Origin of the sequence: Nocardia sp. NPDC058058, from assembly GCF_042885355.1 — a bacterium.
Classification (GTDB): domain Bacteria; phylum Actinomycetota; class Actinomycetes; order Mycobacteriales; family Mycobacteriaceae; genus Nocardia.
Window position 1 is genome coordinate 1291378 of sequence record NZ_JBHVSA010000002.1, and the last position, 25313, is coordinate 1316690.

21 protein-coding genes and 1 pseudogene are annotated in these 25313 nt (G+C 63.8%); 4 read left to right on the plus strand and 18 right to left on the minus strand.

What is annotated here, in order from left to right; translation table 11 throughout:
• Positions 1 to 13: 13 nt before the first annotated feature.
• The 11 genes and pseudogenes from ACFVUS_RS20625 to glf all read right to left on the minus strand — a co-directional run.
• Positions 14 to 1249: pseudogene (locus tag ACFVUS_RS20625) on the minus strand (alpha/beta hydrolase-fold protein); the annotation flags it as partial.
• A gap of 191 nt (positions 1250 to 1440) precedes the next feature.
• A complete protein-coding gene (locus tag ACFVUS_RS20630; protein ID WP_387770062.1) occupies positions 1441 to 2448 on the minus strand; it encodes an alpha/beta hydrolase in 1008 nt (335 codons plus the stop codon).
• A 292-nt stretch (positions 2449 to 2740) separates the two neighbouring features.
• A complete protein-coding gene (locus ACFVUS_RS20635; RefSeq protein ID WP_387768367.1) occupies positions 2741 to 3751 on the minus strand; it encodes an alpha/beta hydrolase in 1011 nt (336 codons plus the stop codon).
• A 204-nt stretch (positions 3752 to 3955) separates the two neighbouring features.
• Positions 3956 to 5002: an alpha/beta hydrolase gene (locus ACFVUS_RS20640; RefSeq protein WP_387768370.1), complete on the minus strand. Its 1047-nt coding sequence runs from the start codon at positions 5000 to 5002 to the stop codon at positions 3956 to 3958.
• A gap of 177 nt (positions 5003 to 5179) precedes the next feature.
• Positions 5180 to 6277, minus strand: coding sequence for an alpha/beta hydrolase (locus ACFVUS_RS20645; protein ID WP_387768373.1), 1098 nt, complete (start codon positions 6275 to 6277; stop codon positions 5180 to 5182).
• Positions 6278 to 6509: 232 nt separating this feature from the next.
• A complete protein-coding gene (locus ACFVUS_RS20650) occupies positions 6510 to 7538 on the minus strand; it encodes an alpha/beta hydrolase (RefSeq protein ID WP_387768376.1) in 1029 nt (342 codons plus the stop codon).
• A 271-nt stretch (positions 7539 to 7809) separates the two neighbouring features.
• The gene (gene zomB, locus ACFVUS_RS20655) at positions 7810 to 9777 is read right to left on the minus strand and encodes a flagellar motor control protein ZomB (RefSeq protein WP_387770065.1); all 1968 of its coding nucleotides are present in this window, start codon (positions 9775 to 9777) and stop codon (positions 7810 to 7812) included.
• Between the two features lie 46 nt (positions 9778 to 9823).
• Positions 9824 to 10771: a decaprenyl-phosphate phosphoribosyltransferase gene (locus ACFVUS_RS20660; RefSeq protein WP_387768379.1), complete on the minus strand. Its 948-nt coding sequence runs from the start codon at positions 10769 to 10771 to the stop codon at positions 9824 to 9826.
• Positions 10772 to 10800: 29 nt separating this feature from the next.
• Positions 10801 to 11397 carry a phosphatase PAP2 family protein gene (locus ACFVUS_RS20665; RefSeq protein ID WP_387768382.1) on the minus strand — a complete coding sequence of 199 codons (597 nt, stop codon included), beginning with the start codon at positions 11395 to 11397 and terminating at the stop codon, positions 10801 to 10803.
• Complete coding sequence (locus ACFVUS_RS20670; protein WP_387768385.1) at positions 11394 to 13367, minus strand: glycosyltransferase; 1974 nt, start codon at positions 13365 to 13367, stop codon at positions 11394 to 11396. The genes ACFVUS_RS20665 and ACFVUS_RS20670 overlap by 4 nt, the downstream gene beginning before the upstream one ends.
• The gene (gene glf / locus ACFVUS_RS20675; RefSeq protein WP_387768388.1) at positions 13364 to 14560 is read right to left on the minus strand and encodes a UDP-galactopyranose mutase; all 1197 of its coding nucleotides are present in this window, start codon (positions 14558 to 14560) and stop codon (positions 13364 to 13366) included. Before glf ends, ACFVUS_RS20670 begins: the two co-directional genes overlap by 4 nt.
• A gap of 270 nt (positions 14561 to 14830) precedes the next feature.
• On the opposite strand from glf, the gene ACFVUS_RS20680 reads away from it, so the two are divergent.
• Positions 14831 to 16051, plus strand: coding sequence for a hypothetical protein (locus ACFVUS_RS20680; protein ID WP_387768391.1), 1221 nt, complete (start codon positions 14831 to 14833; stop codon positions 16049 to 16051).
• 57 nt (positions 16052 to 16108) lie between these two features.
• Here ACFVUS_RS20680 and ACFVUS_RS20685 read toward each other — a convergent pair whose 3' ends face one another.
• Together ACFVUS_RS20685 and ACFVUS_RS20690 are read right to left on the minus strand one after the other, a co-directional pair.
• Positions 16109 to 16765, minus strand: a complete 657-nt coding sequence (locus ACFVUS_RS20685) for a hypothetical protein (protein ID WP_387768394.1) — start codon at positions 16763 to 16765, stop codon at positions 16109 to 16111.
• A 135-nt stretch (positions 16766 to 16900) separates the two neighbouring features.
• Positions 16901 to 17656 carry a MerR family transcriptional regulator gene (locus ACFVUS_RS20690; protein WP_387768397.1) on the minus strand — a complete coding sequence of 252 codons (756 nt, stop codon included), beginning with the start codon at positions 17654 to 17656 and terminating at the stop codon, positions 16901 to 16903.
• 184 nt (positions 17657 to 17840) lie between these two features.
• Here ACFVUS_RS20690 and ACFVUS_RS20695 point away from each other — a divergent pair, with 184 nt between their 5' ends.
• Positions 17841 to 18572, plus strand: coding sequence for a S1 family peptidase (locus tag ACFVUS_RS20695; protein WP_387768400.1), 732 nt, complete (start codon positions 17841 to 17843; stop codon positions 18570 to 18572).
• 64 nt (positions 18573 to 18636) lie between these two features.
• Here ACFVUS_RS20695 and ACFVUS_RS20700 read toward each other — a convergent pair whose 3' ends face one another.
• Together ACFVUS_RS20700 and ACFVUS_RS20705 are read right to left on the minus strand one after the other, a co-directional pair.
• The gene (locus ACFVUS_RS20700) at positions 18637 to 19275 is read right to left on the minus strand and encodes an NAD(P)-dependent oxidoreductase (RefSeq protein WP_387768403.1); all 639 of its coding nucleotides are present in this window, start codon (positions 19273 to 19275) and stop codon (positions 18637 to 18639) included.
• Positions 19276 to 19305: 30 nt separating this feature from the next.
• Positions 19306 to 20226 (minus strand): EamA family transporter, encoded by a 921-nt coding sequence (locus ACFVUS_RS20705; RefSeq protein ID WP_387768406.1) that lies wholly within the window; start codon positions 20224 to 20226, stop codon positions 19306 to 19308.
• Positions 20227 to 20329: 103 nt separating this feature from the next.
• Here ACFVUS_RS20705 and ACFVUS_RS20710 point away from each other — a divergent pair, with 103 nt between their 5' ends.
• Positions 20330 to 20830 carry a MarR family winged helix-turn-helix transcriptional regulator gene (locus ACFVUS_RS20710; RefSeq protein WP_387768409.1) on the plus strand — a complete coding sequence of 167 codons (501 nt, stop codon included), beginning with the start codon at positions 20330 to 20332 and terminating at the stop codon, positions 20828 to 20830.
• A gap of 45 nt (positions 20831 to 20875) precedes the next feature.
• Here the strand turns inward: ACFVUS_RS20710 and ACFVUS_RS20715 are convergent, their stop codons facing one another.
• Positions 20876 to 21064, minus strand: coding sequence for a hypothetical protein (locus tag ACFVUS_RS20715; protein WP_387768412.1), 189 nt, complete (start codon positions 21062 to 21064; stop codon positions 20876 to 20878).
• A gap of 271 nt (positions 21065 to 21335) precedes the next feature.
• On the opposite strand from ACFVUS_RS20715, the gene ACFVUS_RS20720 reads away from it, so the two are divergent.
• A complete protein-coding gene (locus tag ACFVUS_RS20720; protein WP_387768415.1) occupies positions 21336 to 22067 on the plus strand; it encodes a helix-turn-helix domain-containing protein in 732 nt (243 codons plus the stop codon).
• Between the two features lie 246 nt (positions 22068 to 22313).
• On the opposite strand, the gene ACFVUS_RS20725 is transcribed toward ACFVUS_RS20720, so the two are convergent.
• The gene (locus ACFVUS_RS20725; RefSeq protein WP_387768418.1) at positions 22314 to 23084 is read right to left on the minus strand and encodes a hypothetical protein; all 771 of its coding nucleotides are present in this window, start codon (positions 23082 to 23084) and stop codon (positions 22314 to 22316) included.
• A gap of 43 nt (positions 23085 to 23127) precedes the next feature.
• Positions 23128 to 24921: a hypothetical protein gene (locus ACFVUS_RS20730; RefSeq protein WP_387768421.1), complete on the minus strand. Its 1794-nt coding sequence runs from the start codon at positions 24919 to 24921 to the stop codon at positions 23128 to 23130.
• Positions 24922 to 25313: the final 392 nt, after the last annotated feature.

Here is a 25313-nt window from a genome sequence, read left to right on the forward strand (position 1 = left end):
CGTCGCGAAACTCGATGAATCCGTGCTGGAAATTCTGGCGCACGCCATTTGAAATAGGACTTTCGTCGCTAATCGGAAATCCGAGTGCCCCAGTCGGTCCCGCCGCTCCCTCGTACGCGCCGCCGATCATTCCGCCCACCGGATGCGCCCCACCGGCCTGCGACCAGAACACCCGGCCGCCCTTGAAATCCTGCGCCGCACCGCCCGCCACCGCGAACTCCGGCGTCAGGCATTCACCGAGCCACGATTTCGCCAGTGCCACAGGCAGAATCGCGCCCGCCGACGCGCAGTCCGGCTTGGCGGCCTCCACCCCGAGCGCGGACGCCGCCTGCGGCCAGGACTGCCGCATCTCGAAATCCCAGTACGGCCACGAATGCGTGCCGGACGGACGGTAATTCACCTGCACCGGAATGCTCAGCTTGTTCAGCTTGGCCACGAACTGGATCGAGGAGATCCGAGACAGCAGCTCCAGCGCCATACCGGTGAAGGTGGTGCTCACCCCCGGGATGCCCGCGGGAATATCGGCGATCCCCACCAGCCCGCTGCCGCTGGAGACGTACAGGCTCACGCCCTTGAGATGCTCCGCCAGCGCGTACGGATCGTGCGTGCCCCACTCCGCATCGGTGATCGGTCCCCACATGGCGTCGGAGTCGTATCCGCCCGCATCGTGCATGGAATATCGAATTGCCTGCGGCATACCGAGAGTGGTGGTGGTCAGCAGACCGGAATAGGATGCCGCGAACCGCGCGAAGCCGGGATTGCGGCCGACCAGCGTCATGGCCGCGGTGCCGCCCATGGACAGGCCCGCGATACCGCGCACATTGCCGGTGCGCCACTCCCGATCCAGCAGCGGCGGTAATTCCTTGGTGAGGAACGTTTCCCACTTGTAGGTCTTGCCGTTGTCGGGCTTACGCCAGTCGGTGTAGAAGCTGGACTGACCGCCTACCGGCAGCACCACTGTGACGTTCTTGTCGGCGTAGAAAGCCTGTGCCCCCGCGTCTTTGGTCCAGCCGCTCTCGTCATCGGTTGCGCGCAAACCATCGAGCATGAACAGTGCCGGGAATCTGCTGCCCGGCTTGATATTCCAATCCCTGGCCAGCAGCAGCTGCACCTGGATCCGCGCCTCCATGGCAGGTGAATCGATCCACAGCGCGACCCGTCTATCGGTCAGCCACACCACATTTCGAATGACCGGTGTCGACGATACCTGCGCCGCACCGGGATCCGCCGTGGCAGTCCCTCCCCCCATCAGAACCGTCGTAGCCGCCGTAAGCGCCACGAGCCCACCCCACCTGGGTCTCCGTCGTCTACCTCTTGCCACAGGTGCAACACTAGTTCGCTTCCGCCCCTGCGGCTTCCGAACTTCGGCATACACAAAGGACCGGCCACCCCCGTCGGGATGGCCGGTCCTGTATGTCTAAATTCGCCGCGAACCGGAAATCAGGAGTTCAGCGCCGCGAGAATCGACGGGCGCGCCTTCCACAGCTCCGCTTCCCAGTTCTTCCAGTTGTGCACACCGATCGCCGGGTAGTCGTAGGTCACATTCTGACCGATACCCAGCTGATTCATCCGGCCCTGGAACAAACGGGTGGTGACCATCGAAATGGCTTCGATACCCATGGCATTGGCGGTGTTGAACACACCGGATGCCGCGTCCGCGCCACTGGGCAGACCGCTGGAGGCCGAGATGTACATCGGCAGACCCTTGAGCTGCGGTGCGAACACCGACGGGTCCATGCGCAGCCACGCCGGGCTCCACGGCGCGGCCATGGAATCCACATTGAAGCGACCGGCATCGAGCATCATGACGCGAATGGCCTCACGCATACCCGGCGCGTTCCAGTTCAGCGGACCGGAGAACGACGAGGCGTGCTTGAACATATCGCGGTGGTAGGCGGCCATGCGCAGCGCGGCCGGACCACTCATCGACAAACCGACAATGGCGTTCTGCGTACGCGAAACACCGTATCCGGCAAGGAAATCCGGGAGCTCCTTGGTGAGGAACGTCTCCCACTTGTACGTGTACTTCTGACCGTTGGTGTTGCTCGCCGAGGTCCAGTCCGCGTACCAGCTGGACTGACCGCCGACCGGCATCACCAGGGTGACATCGTCGTTCTCGAACTGCTGCTGGGCGTTCGTCTCGAACGACCAGGCGTTCTTGTCATCGCGGGCGCGCAGGCCGTCGAGCAGATACAGCGCCTTGTTGCCGCCGTTCTTCGCCCACTGCACCTGGACCTTGACCGGGCCCATGCTGGACGGAACCATCAGCTCTTCGTAACCGCCGGCCGGGGTGCGGTGCACCGGGCCCGCGATCGGAGCGGCCATGGCGATCGTCGGGGCCGCGACCGCTGCGGCGGTCGGGATGGCCAGCGCCGCGGCGCTCGCAGCCAGAAGTCGTGTTCCCCATCCACGCTGAACACCACGTCTGGACTGGACTCCACCCGGCATGGCAGACCTGCCGAAACGCATGGATACTGCTCCTTCTCTACTGCTGTTAGTTCAGTTGTAGTCGCTCTGCGCGAACGGGCAATACCGTTGCTGCATAAGCGATCAGCACCCACGACGAATCCCGACGCTCCGAAGTGAGTGAGGCGCTACCACGGTCTGGTTACATGCGCTCGCTGGAGGGTATTCGACCTTCCACGCGGTTGGCAAGGTGATGCTAAATCCCGACCGTAATCGTGCGGTGACCTTATCGCGAATCATCACTGATGTCGCGGCAACAGGAAAATCCTTACGATCAGCCGATGTTCGCGCTCAGATCGGGCAGCATCTTGTAGACCTGATCCGCCCAGTACTTCCAGCTGTGCACACCTTCGGGGGTGTAGTCGAACACCGCATTGCTCGGACCGAGCGAGTCCATACGGGCTTGGAACGCACGGGTATTCGCCAGTGCGACAGTCTCCAGACCCGCCGCATTCGTCAGGTTGTAAGCATCCAGTGGCGAGTTCACCGCATCGCGCGCGGTCGGGACGCCGTTACCTGTGGATATCCACAATCGGGTGCCATTGGCCCGCAGCTGCGGTGCGAACACGAAAGGATCGTTGCGAAGCCACAATTCGCTCCACGGCGGTCCCCACATGGAGTCGATGTTGAAGCCGCCCGCATCGAGCAGCGCCAACCGCAGCGCCTCGCGCATACCGGGCGCGGAAATATTGAGATATCCGGAATATGAAGCGGCATAGCGGAACTGATCGGGATGATAGGCGGCCATCACCAGGGCCGCACTCCCACCCATGGACAGTCCGAATACGCCGTTGCCGTTCGGATTGAAGCCGAGCCGGTCGCGCAGCGCATAGCGCAGATCGCGAGTGAGGAAGGTTTCCCAGGCGTAGGCGGTGGCCTGGCCGTTGGTATTGCTCGGGGCCATCCAGTCCGAATAGAAGCTGGACTGGCCGCCGATCGGCATCACCACATTGATGTTCCAGGCGGTCAGCACCCGCTCGACATCGGTGTCGATCTCCCAGCCGGACAGGTCGTTTCGGGCGCGCAGGCCGTCCAGGGCGTACACCACGCGCTGGGTGTTGCCGTCGGCGGCGCGGAAGACACGGGATTTGATCGGGCCCATGCTGGAATCGACCCAGAAGTCCTGTCCGCCCGGATCGAAGCTCGCGGCCGCGGGTGGCGTGGCGGGGCCCAGGGCGACCATCCAGGGCAGTGCGAGCGCCATCGCGAGTCCGGCGACCGAACGCCGCAGGAAGGTGCGGCCGTGACGAACCTGGACCGATCCGAGTGCCCGAACAGACCTCATCGATTCGCCTTTCACCGCGATCGCCGTTGACCACAACAGAAATGGAGAAGCGCTGGCTCCTCTATATGCGTTTATTCGGAGCCGATCGCCGGGAAAACGGCCAGGAGACCGAATTGTGACTAGATCGACTCTTCGGGCAAAAAAGCGAAAAGCCCCCCACCCAGATTGAGTAGGGGGCTTGGTATTACAACCCTTTTGCGAGGGTTACCCGATATTCGCCGACATGTCCGGAATCATGCGGTACGCCTCGTCCTGCCAGTTGGTCCAGGCGTGCAGACCGGCAGCGGGGAAGGAATACACCACATTTCGCGCGCCGAGCGTGTCCATCCGGATCTGGAAGGCGCGAGTATTCGCCAGCGCCAACGCCTCCAGCGGCGAACCGCGCACCAGTCGATCCGCGGCCGCGCCCAGCGGAATATCCAGATCCTGCGGCATCGGCGTACCACTGCCCGCCGCGATCCACAGCCTGGTGTTGTTCGCGATCAGTGTGGGCGCGAAAACGAACGGATCCATCCGCAGCCAGCGATCACCCCACGGCGGCGCCATGGAATCGACGTTGTAACCACCGGCGTCGATCATGGCGGCGCGAATCAGCTCGCGCATACCCGGCGCGGAAATATTCAGATAGCCCGAATACGAACCGGCATAACTGAACTGGTCCGGATGGTAGGCCGCCAGCGTCAAGGCGGCCGAACCGCCCATGGACAGGCCGAACACGCCATTGCGATAGGGGTTGAACCCCAACCGGTCTCGCAGCGCCCAGCGCAGCTGATCGGTCAGGAAGGTCTCCCAGTCGTACCGGTAGCTCTTGCCCGGACCGCCGCCCAGCGCCTCGGTGGCGCCCGAACCGGTATTGGCCGCCGAGGATCCCGCGCCCGCCGGGATGCCGAAGAAGGAGCTCGGCGAATTCCAGTCCGCGTAGAAGCTGGACTCGCCGCCGACCGGCATCACCACATTGATGTTCCAGGCCGCCAGGATCTCCGGAACGTTGGTGTCGTTCTCCCACCCGTTCAACAGTTCGGTGGCGCGCTGCCCGTCCAGCGCGTAGACGACCCGATTGGTATTGCCGTCCGCCGCGCGCAGCACCCGCGTCTTGATCGGCCCCATCACGGGAGAGTCCACCCAGAAGTCGAAAGCCGCCGGGTTGAAAGCCGCCGTGGCGGGCGGAGTTCCGAGCACCGTCACGCCCAATGGCAGCAGCAGCGCGGTGGCCAAACCCAGCGCCACCCGTTTGAAGCCTCTAACCCGCATCGACCTAGCCCTCTCGTTGGAGCAGAACCGAGCTTGCAGACCTACCGGAAAACTCTTGCTGAACAGATCATCAGCGATGCGACGGCTCAAACAGCGTGACCGACCCGGCGTGTTACGCACGAGTACGCCCCCGCCCAGGTGGACGGGGGCGTACTCGACGAGCTATGAGAGGTCGTTCTATCCGATGTTGTTCGACAGGTCCGGGATCATCCGGTAGACCTCGGCGGCCCAGTTCTGCCAGTTGTGCACACCGGTGGCCGGGAAGTCGTACGTCACGTTGCTCGCTCCGATGGAGAGCATCCGCGCCTGGAAGGCCCGGGTGTTCACCAGCGCCAGCGCCTCCAGCGGCATGCCCTGGATGACCGACATGAACGAGGTCACGTCGCCCGCGCCGGGGATGGCGCTGGCCGCGGACACCCACAGCCGAGTGTTGTTGTTCTTGAGCAGCGGCGCGAACACGAACGGATCCATGCGCAGCCACGCCGGGCTCCACGGCAGCGCCATGGAGTCGATGTTGTAGCCGCCCGCGTCGACCATGGCCAGGCGCAGCGCCTCACGCATACCGGGCGCGGAGACGTTCAGGTAGCCGGAGAACGAGCCGGCGAAGCTGAACTGATCCGGGTGGTACGCGGCCAGCGTCAGCGCGGCCGAGCCGCCCATGGACAGACCGAACACACCGTTGCGGGTGGCGCGGAAGCCGAGCCGGTCACGCAGCGCGTTGCGCAGGTCCTGGGTCAGGAAGGTCTCCCAGGTGTACCGGTAGCTCTTGCCCGGGCCACCGGACATGAGCTGGAAAGCGCCGGAGCCCGAGGAGGATCCGGAGGCCGAGCCCGAGGAGGACAGCGAGCCGGAACCGGTGCCGCCGGGGACGCCGAGGAAGGTGCTGGGCGAGGCCCAGTCCGCGTAGAAGCTGGATTCGCCGCCGACCGGCATGACGACGTTGATGTTGGCGGCGGTCAGCGCCCGCGCCACATCGGTGTCGTTCTCCCAGCCGTTGAGGACGGGCTGCGCGCGCATACCGTCGAGCGCGTAGACCACCCGATCGGTATTGCCGTCGGCCGCGCGGAACACGCGCGTCTTGACCGGGCCCATTCCGGCCGACGAGTCGACCCAGAAGTCGAACGCGGAGGGATCGAAGGCCGCGTTGGCGGTTCCCGCCACTCCCGCCGCCGACACCCCGAACGGCACCAGTAGCGCCAGGGCCACGCCGACCGCCGACCGCTTTACCCAACCGCCGCTCGATCTCCGACGTCTCTCCTGCGCGCCTCGCATCATCAGGTCCTTTTCATATCGTTCGTCTCCACCGTGCATCGCGGGGCACGGTGGGCGTCTCGGGGAGCCTATCGCCCCATGGCTAACCGGGCGTTATCGGAATGAGATATATGTGACCCGGACCACTCAAGCGAGCTTTTATGGTCTGGACCAGCACGTTGATACAACAAGGGGCACAAAAACGCCCGCTGTGCGGACACTGCGGAGTTGCTGTGAATGTGACCCGGCAATCGCATCAGCCGATATTGGCCGACAGATCGGGGATGAGGCGAAGCATCTCGCTCTCCCAATTCTTCCAATTGTGCACGCCCACGGCTGGGAAGTCGTAGGTCACGTTCTTTCCGCCGATGCTGTTGAATCGGGTCTGAAATGACTTGGTGCCCACCAGCGCGATGGCTTCGATGCCCATGCCCTGGATGGTCGAGGCGTTGATGGCATCGGCCGAGGACGGCAGCCCGCTACCGGCGGAGATGAACAGTCTTGTGTTGTTGGCCTTCAACTTCGGAGCGAAGGTGTACGGATCGATGTGCTGCCACCGGGCGTCCTTGGCGGTGGCCAGCGCGTCGATGTTGTAACCGCCCGCGTCGAGCATGGCGACCCGGACCGCGTCCCGCATACCGGACATGGACAGGTTGAGCGCACCGGACAGCGATGCGGCATAGGAGAACTGGCTCGGGTAGTAGGCGGCCAGGGTGAGCGCGGAACTGCCGCTCATGGACAGTCCGACCACACCGTTGCGAGTCGTGCTGAAGCCCAGGCGATCTCGCAGCGCGGCGGGCAGGTTCTGACTCAGGAAGGTTTCCCACTTGTAGGTGGAGGTTTTGCCCGGTCCACCCGCGAGCGCCTGTGCCGCACCGGATCCGGTGCCGGACAGGGTGCCCGCCGGAATGCCCAGGAAGGTGCTCGGCGAGGTCCAGTCGGCATAGAAGCTGGACATGCCGCCGACCGGCATGACGACATTGATATTGGCGGCGATCAGCGCGTGCACGGCATTGGTTTCGATTTCCCAGCCGTTCAGATCATCACGGGCGCGCATACCGTCGAGTGCGTAAACCACCCGGTTGGTATTTCCGTCGGCGGCCCGGAACACCCGAGACTTGATGGGCCCCATGGTCGAATCGACGTAGAAGTCCATCCCGGCCGGATCGAACGCCGCGCGGGCCCGCGGTGCGAGTCCCCCGTCCGCCACCGCCACCCCCAGCGGTAGCAAGGCGGCCACAGCCAGCACCGACGCGGAAAGCTTGAGCAGGTCACGCCTTCCCATGTCCGGAATCCGCTGCGCCCCACCCACAGTCAAGCCTCGCATCCGAGCGGCCTCTCATCAGTATTGCGACAAACGTTGCGACACATACAAAGATGATTCGCGACGAACGTGTCCGTGGATGCTATCGCGGAACACACCCCTCGGTGTTACCAAACCGAGATGCGATATCGGTTTGCGATCCCGAATCGGACACAACGGCGGCGGTCCTGTGTTAATGGACCGCCGCCGTGGGTGTTTCGTGAATTTTGCCGGGAACTATCCCGGGACCTCGCTACTTCTGCGGCGAGGGGTACGGATCGACCAGACCGCACCGTTCGATCTCGTACTTGGGCACCCGATCGATCCGGTACTTCGAGAAGCCGAGCGATTGCGCCACATTGTGCCGCCACCGGTCGAAGGTCAGCGGCGACCGCGAGGACGCCAGCAGATCCTGGGTGGCCGGGCAGCTCAGCGCGACCCGCGCCTGCGCCACCCACTTGTCATCCATGTACCAGGGCAGCCACGGATGCCGATCCACCATGCCCGCGTCCACCACGACCCAGTCCGGGTAGAGGTTCTTGTCGTGTCCGATGCGGCCGTCCTCGAGCCGTTCGGTATGCGCCGCAAGCGGATACGCCAGACCCATCTGATCGATCACACGCACGCTCAACGGAACGTTCATGCTGGTCATGCCGAGATTCAGGAAGAAAACGGTATGCCCGTTGCCACCCGGTGCGATGGGCTCCGGCGGCGGCGCGATGTACCAGAACATGAAGGACGGCGAGTTCAGCAGCAGACCACCGTCGGGGGTGTTCGCGATATCGCGGACCATGGCGCGCATGCGCGGATAGTCCAGGTAGTCCTCGGCGCGGATCGGATGATCGTGGCCGGTATTGAGGACGTAGTAGATCCGCTCGTCCACGATGCCGGTCGAGCTGATCTTGGTTCCGGTGGTGATGGCGGTGGTGTTGGCCGCGAACAGCGCCCAGCCCGCCGTACCCAGGAATCCGGCCAGCACCACCACGAAAGCCCAATCCCGGCGACGCATTTCGCGGGTACCGGCGAACAGGCCGCGCGGAATCCGGATCGGCAGCACGGCCACCGGCAGGATGAGGCAGAACAGCTGCGGCAGCAGCATGCGGCCGTGCATGAAGTCACCGCCGACGCGAATCTCGTAGACGGTGAGCAGCAGACCGCTGCCGACCATGAGCGCGACCACAGCCGCGGGGGTGTGCAGCCACACGCTGAAGCGGTGGATCCGCCCCTTCATGCCCGTCATTCCGGCGTGCTCTTGGCCGGAATCCACAGCCTCGGTGAGATCCCGGCCAAAAACACGCCGGGATGACGAGGGCGAGGTCCACCACGCGAACACCGCCGCGACCGCGAGCAGCGCCAGCGGAATCAGCAGCCAGTACGGTCCGACGAAATTCCACAGGTAGACGAACCCCTGCTTCCATTTCGCCCCGCCCGCGTCCTTGGATACGGCCGTATTCGGGTACGGCAGACCGTAATAGCCCATCCGCCAGACCTGGTAGACGATCGGCACCAGCCCCGCGACCGCGACGATGAGCGCGCGGAACACGATGGGCCGCAGCCGGGTCTCGGGCAGCGGCGCGCAGAAGATCATCAGCAGCGCCAGCGCACCCACCAGGGTCATCTCCGGGCGGATCAGCGGCGCCAGTCCGGCAAAGAACACCAGCCCGAAAAACCCTGGCAGCCGGACCCGTTCGGCCTGGCTCCAGCGAATCAGCAACCACCACAGCACCGCCAGCCAGGCGATCACCAGGCTGGACTCCAGCCCGGAGGTGACGTAGTCGCGGGCCGGGGGCATGGCGATATAGACCAGCGCACCGGCCGGAACCAGCAGCGCGGATCCGGTGCCGCCCCACAGCCGGGCCGCGCCGAGCATGGCGAAGACGATCGCCAGCACCGACAGCGTGAGCGCGATGCCGAGCACCACGTACTCCAGCCGCAGATCGGTCAGCCAGCTGAAGAACCAGACCAGATAGGTCCAGGCGGTGCTGGTATTGGTTTCGACGCGTTCACCCGCATTGAATACCGGGCCGTTGCCCGCCATCAGGTTTCGCACCGTGCGCAGCACGATGAGGCCGTCATCGGCGATCCAGCGCCGCTGCCAGCCTCCGGCCGCGAAGAGGGTCGCGGTCAGCACGATCCCACCGACGAAGACGGTGCGGGATAGTCGCGAGAATCTGCGCGTGGACGGATCCGTCGCACGCCGATGGGCGCGCCCGAGCGGCAATTGTGCCGTAGGCGCGCCCCCCTCTCGCTCTTCTCCCTCTACCACGTCAGGTGAGATAGACAGCGACACCTACCGCTCCGATCAAGGCGATTGCGAGGAACTGGAGGACACGGTCCCCCAGGGCGATCTCTTCGGGTTCACCGGCTTCGCCGCCGTCGACGTCCACCGCGTACCGCAGGATGGCGACGACGAACGGAATCATCGAGATGGCGAACCAGATGGTGTCCTTGGCGCGATCCTGCTCGAACGCCCACAGACCGTAGAAGATGACGACCGCGGTGGCCGAGAGGGTCCACACGAATCGCAGGTAGGTGGGCGTGTAGTACTGCAGCGACTTGCGGATCTTGGCGCCGGTGTCGAGCGCGTACTTCAGTTCGGCGTACCGCTTGCCGGCCGCCATGAACAGCGAACCGAACGCCATGATCAGCAGGAACCACTGCGACAGACGGATATCCGAGGACACACCGCCCGCGACCGCGCGCAGCAGGAAGCCCGAGGACACGATGCAGATGTCGAGCACGGCCTGATGCTTGAGCCCGAAGCAGTAGGCCAGCTGGATGCCGATGTACACCGCCATCACCACGGCCAAATGCCAGTTCGCGGCGAAGGACAGCAGGATCGAGCCGACCAGCAGCAGCGCCGAGAGCCCGTACGCGAGATTCACCGGCACCACACCGGCCGCGATGGGACGGAAACGCTTGGTGGGGTGGGCCCGGTCGGCCTCGACATCGAGGGCGTCGTTGACCAGGTAGATGCCCGACGCGGCCATGCAGAACACCACGAAGGCGAGCGCCACATGCCCGAGCACGGTCATATCGCCGATCACCAGGTCGCCCGCGGCGGTCTTGCCCGCGGCCAGTGGCGCGGCCAGGACCAGCACGTTCTTGACCCACTGCCGGGGGCGCATGGCCTTGATCAGGCCGCCGCCCAGCGTCTTCGGCGGACCCTTGACGACACCTTCGGCCAGATCGGTGCTGGTCGGCTCTTCGCTCATGTCAACAAGGGCTCTTTCTTCCTGCGCGGTCACTTCGCGAGTCTCTTTTCGGCGGCAAGCACTACAGCGGCTGATGCGGCGCCCAGCGCGGAACCGGCGAGCACGTCGGATGGGTAATGCACCCCGAGAACAACCCGGGACAGCAGCATCGGCGGGACGAGCACCGCGGGCAAGGGTAACCCGGTGAGCCTGCCGAGCAACACAGCCGCTGCCGTGGTTGATGTCGCGTGTGAGGACGGGAAGCTCAGTTTACTCGGCGTCGACACGTTGACCTGCACGGATGGATCATTCGGGCGGGGGCGGCGGACAACCCGCTTGATCACCACCGACGCGGCGTGCGCACCGAACGCGCCGACGGCGACCCCGGCCCATTCGCGGCGGCGCGGCTTGTCGACCAGCGCGCCGACCGCGGCGATGCCGATCCAGCCGAGCGAATGCTCACCGAAGTGCGACATGCCGCGCGCGGCCTTGATGACCGCCGGATTGCGGCCGATGGTGCCCTGCACCAGGTTCAGGATCTTCACCTCGGGCGGGGCGGCCGGAGCCGGAGCGTCCGGAACCACATGCAATCCGCGGTCGGACTCGGCGGCTTGGCTGGCCCGTTGGGGGGAATTGGGCGTGGTCATTTGCTCCCGTTCCCTGAGTCGATGCCGAAGGTGTTCTCCCACGCGGACTTACTGGTGAGATGCGAATGCGCCGCACGATACTGCTCGCGCACCTCGGGGAAGCGCTCGGCCAGCTCTTTGCGCAGGCGCATGGCCTCCTTGAAGAGTTCGGCGGCCTTGCGCGGATCGCGCTTGCGGTAGACGACGCCGCGGCCGTCGGCGGTGGTGACGGTGACGCCGTCCACCTGGGACAGCAGGAACCAGCGCGCGTCCAGGGTCGGGACGTTCAGCTGCGGGGTCTCGTGGTGCGCGGTGTTGGCCCTGCGGAAGTTGTGCACCACGCCCTTGCCGAGGCGCACGATCTTGGCGAGCGGGTTGCCGGGTTCGCCGACCGCGCCGACCTCGGCGCGGCTGGCCATGGGCAGCTCGGTCGAGGAGGAGACGACCACCGCGTCCGGGTATTCCTTGCGCATGGCGTGCACCTTGCCGAGCGCGGTCGGCAGCAATTCGAACAGCTTGTCCGGACCGGCGAGGTAGTCGCGGATCGCCTCGTTCTGGATGGCGACCGTCGAATACTCCAGGCACAGCAGGTGTTTCAGCGTGGCCTTGATGGTGTTGATAACCATCGGGCGGCCGTCGTTCGGCAGGTGCAGCGAGGCGACCACCAGGCGATTGCGCAGGTGGAAGTACGCCTGCCAGTCGATGGCGTCGTCCTTGTCGCTCCACGCCATATGCCATACCGCCGCGCCCGGCAGGGTGACGGTCGGGTAACCGTGATCCCTTGCGCGCAAACCGTATTCGGCATCGTCCCACTTGAGGAACAGCGGCAGCGGCTGCCCGAGTTCCTCGGCGACCTGACGCGGGATGACACACGTCCACCAGCCGTTGAAGTCCACATCGATGCGGCGGTGCAGCAACTTGGAGTTGTCGCGGTCGCTGAGCGGATTCTTCGAGAAGTCGTGGTCGTACTCGACATTCGGGGCCGCGGTCCACATGAAGATGGAGCGATCCACGATCTCGCCCATGACATGCAGGTGCGAGCGTTCCTGCAGGTTGAGCATCTGCCCACCGGTCAGGATGGGCGACTTGGCGAATCGCGAGAAGGCCAGCGCGCGCAGAATGCTGTCCGGCTCGATCTCGATGTCATCGTCCATGTAGACGATGAATTCGGCATCGGTGGTCTTGAGCGCCTCGTACATCACACGGCTGTAGCCACCGGACCCGCCCAGGTTGGGCTGGTTGTGAATGGCGAGCCGATCACCAAGGGGCAGTGCGGCTTCGGCGAATCCCGGCTCGTCGACAACCTTGCGATTGCCCTGATCCGGGATGATGACGGCCTTGATCTTCTCCAGCACCAGCGGGTCATTGCCAAGCGCGGCAATGGTTTTCACCGCATCGGTGGGCCGGTTGAAGGTGGGCATGCCGACGGCGATGCTGCCCTCGCCCGGCGCCTCGATGGGCGCGTACCAGCCACCGCTGCGCACCTCGACCGCGCTGTCGGTGGTGATGTCGAACCAGATCCAGCCGCCGTCTTCGAACGGGCCCAGATCCACCTCGAACTCGACGGCTCCGGTCCCGTGCGCGCCGAAATCAGCATCCGTCATCCCGGCATGGTTTTGGCCGGGATCCACCCCGAACTCAGAGCCCTGCACGTGGATTCGCGAACCGTCCGCCTTGGAGCGGTACACGTCCACCCGGCCGTGGCCGGACAGTTCCAGCCGCAGCACCACGGAGTCGAGAATGCTCCAGCGCCGCCAGTAGCTCGCGGGCACGGCATTGAAGTAGGTGCAGAACGACACCTCGGACTCCGCGCCGATGGACAGCGAGGTCCGGGTGGGCGCGTGCGCCCGCTTGGCGTTGGTGTCGGATTCCTCGAGGTACAGCTTGCGCACGTCGAGGGGCTCACCCGGCCGCGGCAGGATGATGCGCTGCAGCAGCGATTTCGCGCGGGTTTCGGTGATCATCTCTTCCAGCGTCGCTTGTGCGGTCATTCGGCGGTATCCACCAGGGGCGCGCCGGTCTCCAGATGCGGGCGCAGCACATTGTCGAACATGCTGAGCGCGGCGCCGATGGCCATATGCATGTCCAGGTACTGGTACGTGCCCAGGCGGCCGCCGAAAAGCACCTTGGCGGAAGCGGTTTCGGCCTTGGCGCGCTCGCGGTAGGCGAGCACCTTGGCGCGGTCCTCGGGAGTGTTGATCGGGTAGTACGGCTCGTCGCCGGTCTGGGCGAAGCGCGAGTATTCGCGCATGATGACCGTCTTGTCCGTGGGGTAGTCGCGCTCGGGGTGGAAGTGGCGCGGCTCGATGATGCGGGTGTAGGACACGTCGCCATCGTTGTAGTTCATGACCGAGGTGCCCTGGAAGTCACCGGTTTCCAAGACCTCGGTCTCGAAATCGATGGTGCGCCAGCCGAGTTCGCCTTCGGCGTAGTCGAAGTAGGCGTCCAGCGGTCCGGTGTAGATGACCGGGGCGTCCGGGTTCTGCGCGCGGATCTCGTCGCGGACGTCGAACCAGTCGGTGTCGACGCGCACCTCGATGAGGTCGCTCTCGGCCATCTTGGTCAGCCAGGCGGTGTATCCGTCCTTGGGCAGGCCCTCGTAGGCGTCGTTGAAGTACCGGTTGTCGAAGGTGTAGCGCACGGGCAGGCGGGTGATGTTGCCCGCGGGCAGATTCTTGGGGTCGGTCTGCCACTGCTTGGCGGTGTAGTCGCGGATGAACGCCTCGTAGAGGGGGCGGCCGATCAGGGAGATCGCCTTCTCCTCGAGATTGGCGGCGTTCTTGGTGTCGATTTCGGCGGCCTGCTCGGCGATCAGCGCGCGGGCTTCCTGCGGGCTGAAGTAGCGGCCGTAGAACTGGGAGATCAGGCCCAGCCCCATCGGGAACTGGTAGGCCTGGCCCTTGTGCAGCGCGAAGACGCGGTGCTGGTAGCCGGTGAACTCGGTGAACTGATTCACGTAGTCCCACACCCGCTTGTTGGAGGTGTGGAAAAGGTGGGCACCGTATTTATGGATTTCGATGCCGGTCTCGGGGTCCGCCTCCGAATAGGCGTTACCACCCAGGTGGTAACGGCGTTCGACCACCAGGACCCGCTTGCCCAGCAGGTTGGCGGTGCGTTCGGCGATGGTCAGCCCGAAGAAGCCGGAGCCGACGACGATGAGATCGAAGGGGGATGCGACGGTCACGGGAGCCCAGCGTAGTGGAAGAAGGTATTGCCGTGCGTGGGCTCCGGTATGAGGGGTTCGGGGGGCCTCGAGGATACGACCGAAATGGGCGGTGGTCATCCCGGTGAGCGGGATGGGTTGTCGAGGTATTAGCTCAGAATTCACCGAAGTGAGGACAAGCGCTTCACAAGCGCTGTATTACATACGCACCAGACTGAACGTCCGTCCAGTTTGTCGCCGTGAGCTCGTCAGCGGCCGTGCCCACACGCTCCTCCCGGAAGACCTGTCTACATGCGGTTTCAACGCCTCGCCCCGTTCGTGGGCGCACTGACCCTCTCGGCCATGCTGGGCACCGCCGCCCTGATTCCGGCCGCCGCTCCGGCACACGCCGATACCGAAACCCTCGCGACCATGCCGGTCGCCGAATCCCCCGGCCTGTGTGGCAACGGGGCGGCAAGCTTCGACGACATTGTCACCAATGCCGCGACCGCGATCCGCACCGCCGTTCCCGCAGGTCAGCTGACCGCTTTCGATCAGCAGGTGAACGATTTCCGGCAGACCATCGCCGATGTGCACGTGCACCGGCGCGGATTGCCCAGCAGCCCCGTGGGTTCCGGCGACCGCCTGGAATTCCTCGACGATCCGATCGTGTCCTACCTGGTCAACAGCCTTGACGCGATTCGCACCGGCGGCATCGACAAGACGGTCTCACTGTCCCAGGTGACCGTCGCCGATGTGGTCGAGGTGTTCATCCTGGGCACCCGCATCGTGAAGATCCCGGCGCAGCTGGCCGCCAGCCTGGTGCCGACCGCGGGCTTCATTCTCAAGCCGATCGTCGGCGCGATCTTCAACGGCGTGAAGTCCCTCGCCCGTGCCGTGCAGGCGCAGCTGGTGCGGAACTGCAACGCGCCCAACGCGTATGAGAAGTTGCGCCTCGAACTTCCGGACGAGCACGTGGCCGTCCCGCAGCCGCTGCTGGACCTGGCGAATCAACTGGTCAAGGCCGATGGCGCCTGCACCCCGCTGGCCGAGCTCAAGACCTCCGATCTGGTCGAGCGTTCGCGGGCCTTCCTGACCCAGACCGCCGGGCTGCCGGTCGATACCGCCGCGGTGCAGGCCAATGCCGATGCGCTGCAAGGGTTCCTGCGTGACAACCGGGTCGCGGACATCGTCACCATGCGCCGCATCGAACAGCTCGGCCCGCTGGTGAACGCCATGGACTACGGTCCGCTGACGTTCCTGGCCAACCTCGGTTTCGACATCTACGAGGGCAAGGCGCTGAACACCGTTTCGCTGGCGGATGTGAAGGTGGAGAACGCCTTCGACCTGATCACCCTGACCCTGGACACCACCAGCCTGCTCATCACCGTCGGCAGCACCATCGCCGGTTTCACCGGTGTGGCCTCCACCATCACCACCCCGCTGGGCATCGCGCAGACCCTGGCGTTCGCACCGACCACCTACGGTATGCCGATCCTGCGCGGCGTCATGCAATCCATGTGCGCGGCGTGATCGGGTAGCACCGAATGTGAACGGCCCCGGGCGATTACGCCCGGGGCCGGTCATCGTTCAGGCGTAGGGATAGGGCATATAACCCGGCACCGCGGGCGGCGGAATCTTCCCCGCGGCGATCCAGCGCCCGGTGGGCGGCACCGCGGCGAGGGCCAGGATCACGCCCGCCAGCAGCAGGCCGATGATCGCACCGCCCGGGCTCTTCACCATGCCGAGAAGATTTCCGACGACGCAGATGCCGGATAGCACGATCAGGATGACCCGGCCCGCGGTCTTGCGCATGAACAGCAGGATCGCGCCCAGGATCCACAGCACGGCCATCACCGCGACGATGACCGAGAAGATCATCATGAATCCGGCCAGGTCGTCATAGTCGCTGTCGTAGTAGGAGTACGAACGGTTCCGGCGCCGGGAGGAGAAATCCATCCCCGCCGCGAACATGATCAGAGCGGCCAGGCCCGCGAGAATTCCGACGATCATCGAGAGCACGCCCGCGGTGATCGCCGTGCCGCCGCTGGGCGGCAGGGCGGGATAACCCTGTGGATACGCCGAACCCGCTTGGGGATAACCCGTTTGGGGATATCCGGTCTGTGCATAACCGGGCTGTGGATAGGCCGGTTGCGAATAGACCTGCGGGGGATATTCGGGCTGGCCCCATCCGGACGTCGGTTGCCCCTGCCCGGGATTTTCCGGCGGGCCGTACGGATAACTCATGGTCCCTCCCCCACTGCGATGGCGGAACTCTACCGCGCGAGACCGACACCGGCGATGGCATATTCACCGCCTGTGACCCGCAATACCGCAACCCCTTCCGGTGCTATGACCGAAAGGGGTTGCGGTATTACCTGATTACAGTCGCGCGGCGGCATAGGCGACCATCGCGTCCCGGACGAACTCGGTGGTGCCCGCCCCGTGCCGGTCGTAGTTCTCCGCGAATCGTGGGTCCGCGACATACATTTCACCGAGATTGGTGAAGTACTCCGCGTTCGGCCGCTTTCCCTGCCAGCCGACGGTCACCCAGTCGAAGTGGCGTTGCACGATGGCCTGCACCGCATCGCTGTCGACCGCCAGCCCGGCGGCGCGCGCCCGGCCGTAGTCGGCGGCGATATCGAGGTGGGCCTGCATATGCGCCTTCTTGTCGGCGTCGGTCATGGCTCGCCACCAGCGATCCCCGCTCTCCCAGGCGTCCTTTCCCCACCTCTCGATGACCTCGTCCTTGTACTTGCTGTTGTCGAACCCGTCGAACACTTCGTCAGCCATCAGCGGCTCACCTGCTTCCGTTTTCCGCAATGTGGTGTGCACCGAGGCGATTTGCCGGGCGATCCGGTCCTGCTCCTGTTTCAGCAATTCCAGATGTGTCCGCAACGCGGAAGCGGTGTCCTTCTCCCCCGCGAGCACTTCACCAATGGCCGGTAGCCCCAGCCCGAGCTCGCGAAGCAGCAGGATCCGTTGCAATCGAACGAGAGATTCCTGCCCGTAATAGCGATACCCATTGGCCCCCACCCGGGTCGGCGTCAGCAGCCCGAGCTCACCGTAATGCCGCAGTGTGCGGCTGGTGGTCCCGGCGGCCTTGGCCAGATCCTGGATAGACCATTCGGTCGCCATCCCGTCCTGCTCTCTCGTTCACCTCGATGAATTCAGCATGCAAGTTGACGTAGCGTCAAGGTCAAGCCTAAGTCAGGAACAGACTTGCTTCAGTGATCCGGCGCATGACACGATCGCCCGGCGCGATGGCGGATACCGGTATTCATCGCGTCGCTCGAATTCTTTTCCGGGGGATGAGGAATCAATGAAGGTAACGGGCCGCGCCCGAATGCTGTCCTGGGCTGCCGCGGTCGTGACCGCGCTGAGCGCCTCCGTACTGTTCACCGGGACGGCCGACGCCGCTCCCCCGGTGACGCTCGGCGGGGGCTCCGGCATCTATGTCGAGCAACTCGACGATCCGAACAGCACCGCCGACTGCACGCTCACCACCATCGGTTACGACCGGGACGGCCGCCTGGTGGGCATCACCGCCGGGCACTGCGGTGAGGTCGGGGCGCGGATCGCCGCCGAATACACCCGCAGCGGCGGGATCGGCGTGATCGCGAACAAGAGCGCCGGAAATGACTGGGCGGTAATCGTTTTCGATCCGGCCCGGGTGAACCCGACCAAGCAGGTCGCGCAATCGGTGATCAACACCGTCGGCGCTCCCCCGAATGTCGGTGATATCCCGTGCAAGAACGGCCGCACCACCGGGTACACCTGTGGCCCCGTGTGGCAGGCGACCCCGAACTGGTTCCGCAGCCAGGTGTGCGCCAACCACGGCGACTCCGGCGCTCCGGTGATCCTGGGTGATCGCCTGGTCGGAATGGTCGTCGCCGGAACCGATTTCGACGCCGGGCCGATCTCGATCGAACTTCCCGCCTGCAAGGGCGCGGGCGATCTGATCCACGAGCCGGAGCTGTCCACCACCATTTCCATGGTGCTGGCCGATATCGACCGCCGCGGCGGCGCGGGCGCGGGCTTCCGCCCCTTCTGATCTCGGCACAGCGAGAACGCGGCCCCCGGTTCACTACCGGGGGCCGCGTTTTCGCTGGGGGACTTCAGTATCCGGCGGTGAAGCGGATGCGGTGGTGTTTGGGGTTCTCGGCCTCGTCGAGGAGGACGACCGCGAGGTCTTCCATCGAGATCGCCGAATTGCCTTCGTCATCCCGGAGGAGTTCGCCCGCGCCGATCCGGTAGTTGCCGGTGCGCTCGCCCGGTTCGAGCACGGCCGAGGGGCTGACGTAAACCCAATCGACGTCGGTGTCGGACTGCTGGAAGACGGCCAGCTGGTCATTGCAGGCGGTGGCGATCGGCATGAGTTCGGCGGGGAAATCCGGCTGTTCGGTGAGGATGGCATCGGTGCCGGGGACGATGAGACTGCCCGCGCCGCCGACGACCAGCAGTCGAATATCGTTGTCGGCCAAGGCCTCCAGCAGTGCGGCGGCCACCTTGGGGAGCTGGGGCTCATCGCCGATACCGGGCCGGGTCGCGCTGATCACCAGATCGCTTCCGGCGACCGCGGTTCTGATGTCCTCGGGATCGGTGGCGTCACCGGCGATGATGGTCGCCTGGTCCGGCAGTCCGCGCTCCTTGCCCGGATCGCGGGAGACGGCGGTGACCTGATGTCCGCGCTGGATCGCTTCGGCCACGACCCGGCTGCCGACTCCGCCGGTGGCTCCGAAAACGGTGATACGCATGGCTTCTGAACTCCTTCGATGGGTGGTGGATCAGGCCGCGACGGGCGCGGGTTCTTTGACCGGGACCGGCTTGGGCGCGGCGGCGGTCTGGCCGAGCAGGGTGCCGCCGAGTGCGATGGCCATGCCGAGCACCTGCAGCGGTGCGAGCGACTGTCCGAGGGCGATCCAGCCGATGATGGTGGCCGAGAGCGGGCTCAGCAGTCCGAGGAAGGCGACCGAGGTGGCATTGGCGCGGGCCAGTCCGCGGAACCAGATCGCGTATGCCAGAGCGGTTCCGATGAGTCCGAGGTACAGGTAGCCGCCGATGGCGCGGGCGTCCAGGGCGGGCGGCATGCCTTCGATGAAGAAGGCGATCGGCAGCAGCATGATGCCGCCGGCGATGAGCTGCCATGCGGTCATGGCCAGCGGTTTGATGCCTTCGGGGCGACCCCAGCGCTTGGTCATGACGGTGCCCGCCGCCATGGAGGCCGCGCCGCCGAGTCCGGCGATGACGCCGAGGGTGTCGAGTGCGGCGGTGGCGCGCAGCACCACCAGGCCGACGCCGACCATACCGATAACTGCCGCAAGGATTTTCCGGATGGTCAGGCGTTCGTTCAATGCCACGGCGGCGAAGCCGAGGGCGACCAGCGGTGCGGCCGCGCCCAGTACCCCGGCCACACCACCCGGCAGCCGATAGGCCGCGAGGAACAGCAGCGGCATGAACGCGCCCATGTTCAGCACGCCGAGAATCCCTGCCTTCCAGACCCATTCGCCGTGCGGCAGCTTGCGGGTGATCGCGAGCAACAGCAGTCCGGCGGGCAGCACGCGCATGAGGGCGGTGAACATGGGCCGGTCCGGCGGCAGGAATTCGGTGGTTATCGCGTAGGTGGAGCCCCACACCAGCGGGGCGAGCCCGGTCAGAGCCAGGGTCGCGGCGGTTCCGGAGACGCTGGGGCGGGTCATGGTGGTCATCTCTAGCTCCTCATTGATAATCTCAACGTTGAAATAAAACCACTGAGATACCTCAGCGTCAAGTATCTTCACGTTGAGATTATTTCCGTTGAGAGGAGCGCAGGTGCCCGACGCCGTCGACCAGATCACCGCAGCCTGGCGAGAAGTACGCCCCGACGTGGACGTTTCCCCCATGGAGGTGGTAGCCCGCATCAACCGCCTGTCCCACCTGCTGGAGCGCGAACTCGCCGAGTTCTTCCGCGGTCACGGCCTCGAGTTCTGGGAATTCGACGTGCTGGCGACCCTCCGCCGCTCCAACGACCCGCGCGGTTTGACCGCGGGCGCGCTGAACAAGGCCGCCATGCGCACCTCGGGCGCGATCACCAACCGCATCGACCGCCTCACCGCCAAGGGGCTGGTGGCCCGGATTCCCGATCCGGACGACCGCCGCGCCATCCGCGTCAACCTCACCCCCGAGGGCCGAACCCTGGTCGACAAGGTCCTGCCGCTGCACATGGTCAACGAGGAACGCCTCCTGGCCGCCCTGTCCCCCGCCGACCGCGACCAGCTGAACCCCCTGCTGCGCACCCTGACAATCTCCCTGGGCGACACCTCCCTCACCTGAAACACGACAAAAAGGGCGGCACTCCCAAAGGAGCACCGCCCTGATTCACGTCACCGCATCACCGCATTCACACGCTCGCCCGCGCGCCGCTTCCGAACACGGAAGCAGTTCCCCCACTTCTTGTTTCATCACCGATGCAATAAGAATGAGCTCATCGAGTCGAAAAGATTCCGGCGCGTCGAGCCGGTCGCCGAGCAGCCATTCCGGCAGCCCACTCCATTCGGCGAGCTCCACGACACTCACCCCCGTCTCACTCATTGCGCGCCCGACCCTCTTACCGACACATTTGCCCATCCAGTCCACCCGGACCGCCTCCCACTCGAGCCACAACGTGCAGCTCGAGCCCTCGCCCATGAAGACACGCGCCACCACATCAGTTGCTGTTCGAACATATGTTCTATTATCTGAGAACACACGACGCGAGGTCAACAACCGCCGTCCACACAATCCGTCCGAGGACCCCATATCGAATAGGCATCATCCCCCAATAGAAAGGTGAGACCCGTTGTCCGGCAACCCATTCGGCGCCTACATTCGCCTACAGCGAACGGCAACCGGCCTGACCCGCGAACAACTCGCCGCCCGAGTCAACATTTCGGTCTCCCTCATCGAGAAAATCGAACTGGGTTCCCGCCCGACGACCTTGAACACCCTGAAAACCCTCTTCGACGGCCTCGATGTCCCCCCACTACACCGCCGCCACATCCTCAACCTGAGCCTCCCCGGCGTCCTGAGCCACCCCGCCGACACCATCCCGGACCCAACCCCCGAAGACCTAGCCGACCTAGCCAGCCTCCCCCACCCCGCAGGCTTCCTCCTCATCCCGAGGTTCACCCTGGTAGCGGTCAACGAGGCTTACCGCACGACCTTCCCCGGAATCACCAACGGCACCAACCTCATCGAGTGGCTCCTACTCGACCCCTCAGCCCGCTCCACAGTCCTGAACTGGCATCAAGAAGCCCATCGCCTCATCCAGGGCCTCCGAATCCTGACCCCCGACATAACCCTGGACCCCGACCTGACCGAGCTCATCCAAAAGTGCCGCACCGCCCCCGAATGGCACCACCTCTGGACCACAACCCTCCCCCCGGCAACCCTCTTCCGCGACCACATCACCATCCGTGACCCCACGAATCACGAAGTGCGCCACCTGAACCCGCGCCTCTACAGCCCCGAGTTCCCCGATCGCCCCTGGTGGCTACACCGCCTCATCCCAGCCCACAACCCAACGGACTGAGGTCACTCATTCGGCTGCACAGTAATCACTTTCGTCAATGGCCCAAGACTCCACCCTCAGATCGCCGTGCCCCGGTTCTTGAACGCGGGCACGATCAACCGCTCATCCAGTTCCTGACGCCGACATCGCCATGCGAATTCATCAGCAGCGCTGAGATTTTCAATGAACATGTCGAACTCGACTTCACTGAGCTCGTAGTACTCCGAAGTACTCGCGGGCCGTCCAAAGAAGATCGCGCATCGCGTATTAATCCTGAGGGACGTAAGGCCAGCCAAGGGCCTTACGCACCTCTGCCACCATCATCGGAGTTACGCCATCGGGGTCGTCACCGATTTGAATAGTGACACCGTCACCGTATTCTTCCAAAACTGTCTCCGCGGGCCAATTTACGACCTCGGTGATAGCAGCGGAAGTAGCATTCAAATAAGTTAGCCAACCAAAACTGACGGTCCACTCGATACTCGTTCTGGCACGAGCACGTCCGGCTATATCCGTCAGTTCGATCCGTGGCTTTTGCTGCTTATGCTCATCGGCGCCTGACCATCTACACCAGATAGGATCCCATGCCGACACCATTGCACGGAGAGTATCTCGAGCTTCGTTTCTACCGAATAAATTTTGCGCCCCGCCCTCCCCGGAAGACAGTTTGATATACGATTTATCACCACGATTCCCTCCAACATAAACAGATATCTCCAAAGGGAAATTTTCGTTTGCGGAGGCGAGTACTGTATTCACTCGGCCAATGGGATTGCGTGAACTCGGATTATCCGGGAACTCGGAATGTAGGCCTCGATCAAAAAACCCGATGACACTGTCGATATCGATTCCAGACACAACTTCTGGATCGCCATCGAAATTGTTCTTCGCCCACCAGCCTTCATCAACCCAAGGATCAATGAATACAGGCGAAACTCGAGTGAATGCCCGCCACATAGTTGCAAACCTAGCAGATAAATCATCTACCTCGGCAGCGTTGTCCGCATTTATCCATGTAGCATAACACTCGAAGCCCATCGATTCATCCTTTCAAACGCCTACACATCATTCCGACTGAAAATCATTCTAGCAATTTATCCATCAGATGTCCGACACCCTGATTTTCCAGGTACTGATAGAAGTTTACACCCGCGTTAGGATGTTCAACTCCAGCTTGTTCGAGCAGAGCAAAGTAGTCAGTCGAATTTAGAACCGCAAACTCGCCCGAATCGATTTCTTCTTGAAATTCTGTTTGATAGGCTCGTGCCACCTCCTCGTCGTCGGTCACGATGATCATAGTCACCTCTGGGCCGATTTCACGTTTGGCAATATCGAACTTCTGCTCGCGAAATTTCTTTGCCTCAGCTTTGAGAATCTTCGGCATGAACTTCAGAAATTTGCCGTTCTTGTCGTAAAATCCTCCCAGGAAGCCCTTCGCATCAACACCGGCAATCAACGCCTCGATGAACTCGTCGAGCTTCCGCATCCCGCTGTCGTATTCGGGAGCTGGGAGAAAAACAGAAGTTCCCGGGTAGCGAGATATCCAATATTCATAGAGATAGTTCAGATTGGGAGATCCACTCTTTGTATTACCCTCACCATCTGGTGCTCTAATAACGTCAGGGAGCGGGCCTTCCCACTTCGGATTAGGCGTCCGGTCGAGATAAGGTATTCTGCGATAGAAATTCGCCGATGCAGTAACCAGAAACTGATTCGCAAGAATATCTGTTGCCGCCGGAGTGTCCATCCAATTCGAATTGGCGGGAACGATGTCCGATGGAATAATCCCAAAATCGTTTCGAGCGCCCGGAAGATTGATCTCGGATACATCATCGGAATCGATCTCCTGGCGAACCGGAGTGTCCACCTCAGGTGTCGGCAACGCCGGGTCGGGCGGGACGTCCGATTCTGGGGATGGCGGCACTGGAATCTCAGCCGGGCCTGGAATCTCCTGACTATCGAGCCCATCCGGCAAAGTCAGAGAATCGGGCAGTACGGGGATTTCTACAGTATCTGCCGGCTGCGACGGGATAGTTGCGGGAGGAGCCGGTGTAATCTCTATCGGCACCATTTCCGGAGTGGGTGACGGAACCGGTCGAATCTCTGGCGGCGGCTGCGGAACAGGACCGGTTGTCGGCGGAGATATGGGAATTAGCTCCGTTGGCCCCGAGGCAGTCTGCTCTACCCTGTATGCCGCCCACACCAATGCGCCCGTGGCGAGCAACAGGCCAATAGGGAGAATTGCACCTGGGACGGCAGCAGCTCCCGCATAGCCTGCCAATGTAACCGCGCCGACAACCGCTGCCGACAGTTTCGGATGTGAGGGCGCGTTCTTCAGCGCAACGAGCTGCTGCGACTGACCACCAGCCAGTGTGCCGGTCCCACCAAGGCCAGGAATTGGATTCGTTGAGTCTGGTGCTGGCCAGTTGAACGGGCCATCGGATTGGGGAGATACCGGTGAGTCAGGGTTCGAGGCACCAGGAATATTGACCTCGAAGGTCTTCCCGTTGTAGTCGAGTCCGGTAATCGTGTACGGCAGTTGCGGAGCTGCGGGTACCAAACCCACCCCAGCGTCGGTCGATAACGATCCACCCCCCGCAGCTGGACTAATCGTGGGCGGTGTTGCAGTCACGACTGTCTGCGGTGTCGTTGGAACAGTCGCCTCAGCTGTAACCGTGATCGGTTGAGGACTAACCGGTGTCGTCGGTGCCGTTATGCCAGGAATGAATGGCACGTTCTTCCGTTGTCCGGCCGGATCGGGGATCGTCGGAAGCTGGGATTGCAAACCGCCACCGGCAGCCTTTTGTTGCTCTGGGGTCTTTAGTGATCCATCAGGGTTGTAGTAGTCCGACAACGTTGGAAACAACGCACGCATCCCCGGAGTGAGGCCGCTGATGTGGTCGGGAAGATTGGGCGTAACAACCTTTGGGTCTGCAGGGTTGCTCGGTTGCGGATCCTGGCCAACCGGATTCGCCGGAGCCGGTTGCTGCTGCACTGGTTGCTGCTGCGCTGGTTGCGGATTCGATGGTGCGACTGGAGCGGGGGCGTCGGCGGCGCCTGGGTTCGGGAGGCCCGGAACGGTTTGGCCAGTCTCCCAATCCTTGTGGGTAGGGAAGGGCGAGACAGGTTGCGGGCCGACGGGTTCCGGCTTTGCCGAGATCGGTTGCGCTGATTGGATGCCATTCGATCCAACGCGCAGTTCGTCTCTGGCGTTGACCCGTGCCAGTCGCTGTACCACGTCCGCACTGTCTCGAACCGATAGGTTGT

Coding starts and splice junctions, on each gene's coding strand:
- ACFVUS_RS20630 (WP_387770062.1), bottom strand. CDS start 2,448: ATGCCGGGTGGAGTCCAGTCCAGACGTGGTGTTCAGCGTGGATGGGGA.
- ACFVUS_RS20660 (WP_387768379.1), bottom strand. CDS start 10,771: ATGAGCGAAGAGCCGACCAGCACCGATCTGGCCGAAGGTGTCGTCAAG.
- ACFVUS_RS20665 (WP_387768382.1), bottom strand. CDS start 11,397: ATGACCACGCCCAATTCCCCCCAACGGGCCAGCCAAGCCGCCGAGTCC.
- ACFVUS_RS20725 (WP_387768418.1), bottom strand. CDS start 23,084: ATGGGCTTCGAGTGTTATGCTACATGGATAAATGCGGACAACGCTGCC.
- ACFVUS_RS20705 (WP_387768406.1), bottom strand. CDS start 20,226: ATGACCACCATGACCCGCCCCAGCGTCTCCGGAACCGCCGCGACCCTG.
- ACFVUS_RS20645 (WP_387768373.1), bottom strand. CDS start 6,277: ATGATGCGAGGCGCGCAGGAGAGACGTCGGAGATCGAGCGGCGGTTGG.
- ACFVUS_RS20650 (WP_387768376.1), bottom strand. CDS start 7,538: ATGGGAAGGCGTGACCTGCTCAAGCTTTCCGCGTCGGTGCTGGCTGTG.
- ACFVUS_RS20640 (WP_387768370.1), bottom strand. CDS start 5,002: ATGCGGGTTAGAGGCTTCAAACGGGTGGCGCTGGGTTTGGCCACCGCG.
- ACFVUS_RS20730 (WP_387768421.1), bottom strand. CDS start 24,921: ATGCGTGCGTTGTTTCCAACGTTGTCGGACTACTACAACCCTGATGGA.
- ACFVUS_RS20670 (WP_387768385.1), bottom strand. CDS start 13,367: ATGACCGCACAAGCGACGCTGGAAGAGATGATCACCGAAACCCGCGCG.
- ACFVUS_RS20690 (WP_387768397.1), bottom strand. CDS start 17,656: ATGGCGACCGAATGGTCTATCCAGGATCTGGCCAAGGCCGCCGGGACC.
- ACFVUS_RS20695 (WP_387768400.1), top strand. CDS start 17,841: ATGAAGGTAACGGGCCGCGCCCGAATGCTGTCCTGGGCTGCCGCGGTC.
- ACFVUS_RS20635 (WP_387768367.1), bottom strand. CDS start 3,751: ATGAGGTCTGTTCGGGCACTCGGATCGGTCCAGGTTCGTCACGGCCGC.
- ACFVUS_RS20680 (WP_387768391.1), top strand. CDS start 14,831: ATGCGGTTTCAACGCCTCGCCCCGTTCGTGGGCGCACTGACCCTCTCG.
- ACFVUS_RS20700 (WP_387768403.1), bottom strand. CDS start 19,275: ATGCGTATCACCGTTTTCGGAGCCACCGGCGGAGTCGGCAGCCGGGTC.
- ACFVUS_RS20685 (WP_387768394.1), bottom strand. CDS start 16,765: ATGAGTTATCCGTACGGCCCGCCGGAAAATCCCGGGCAGGGGCAACCG.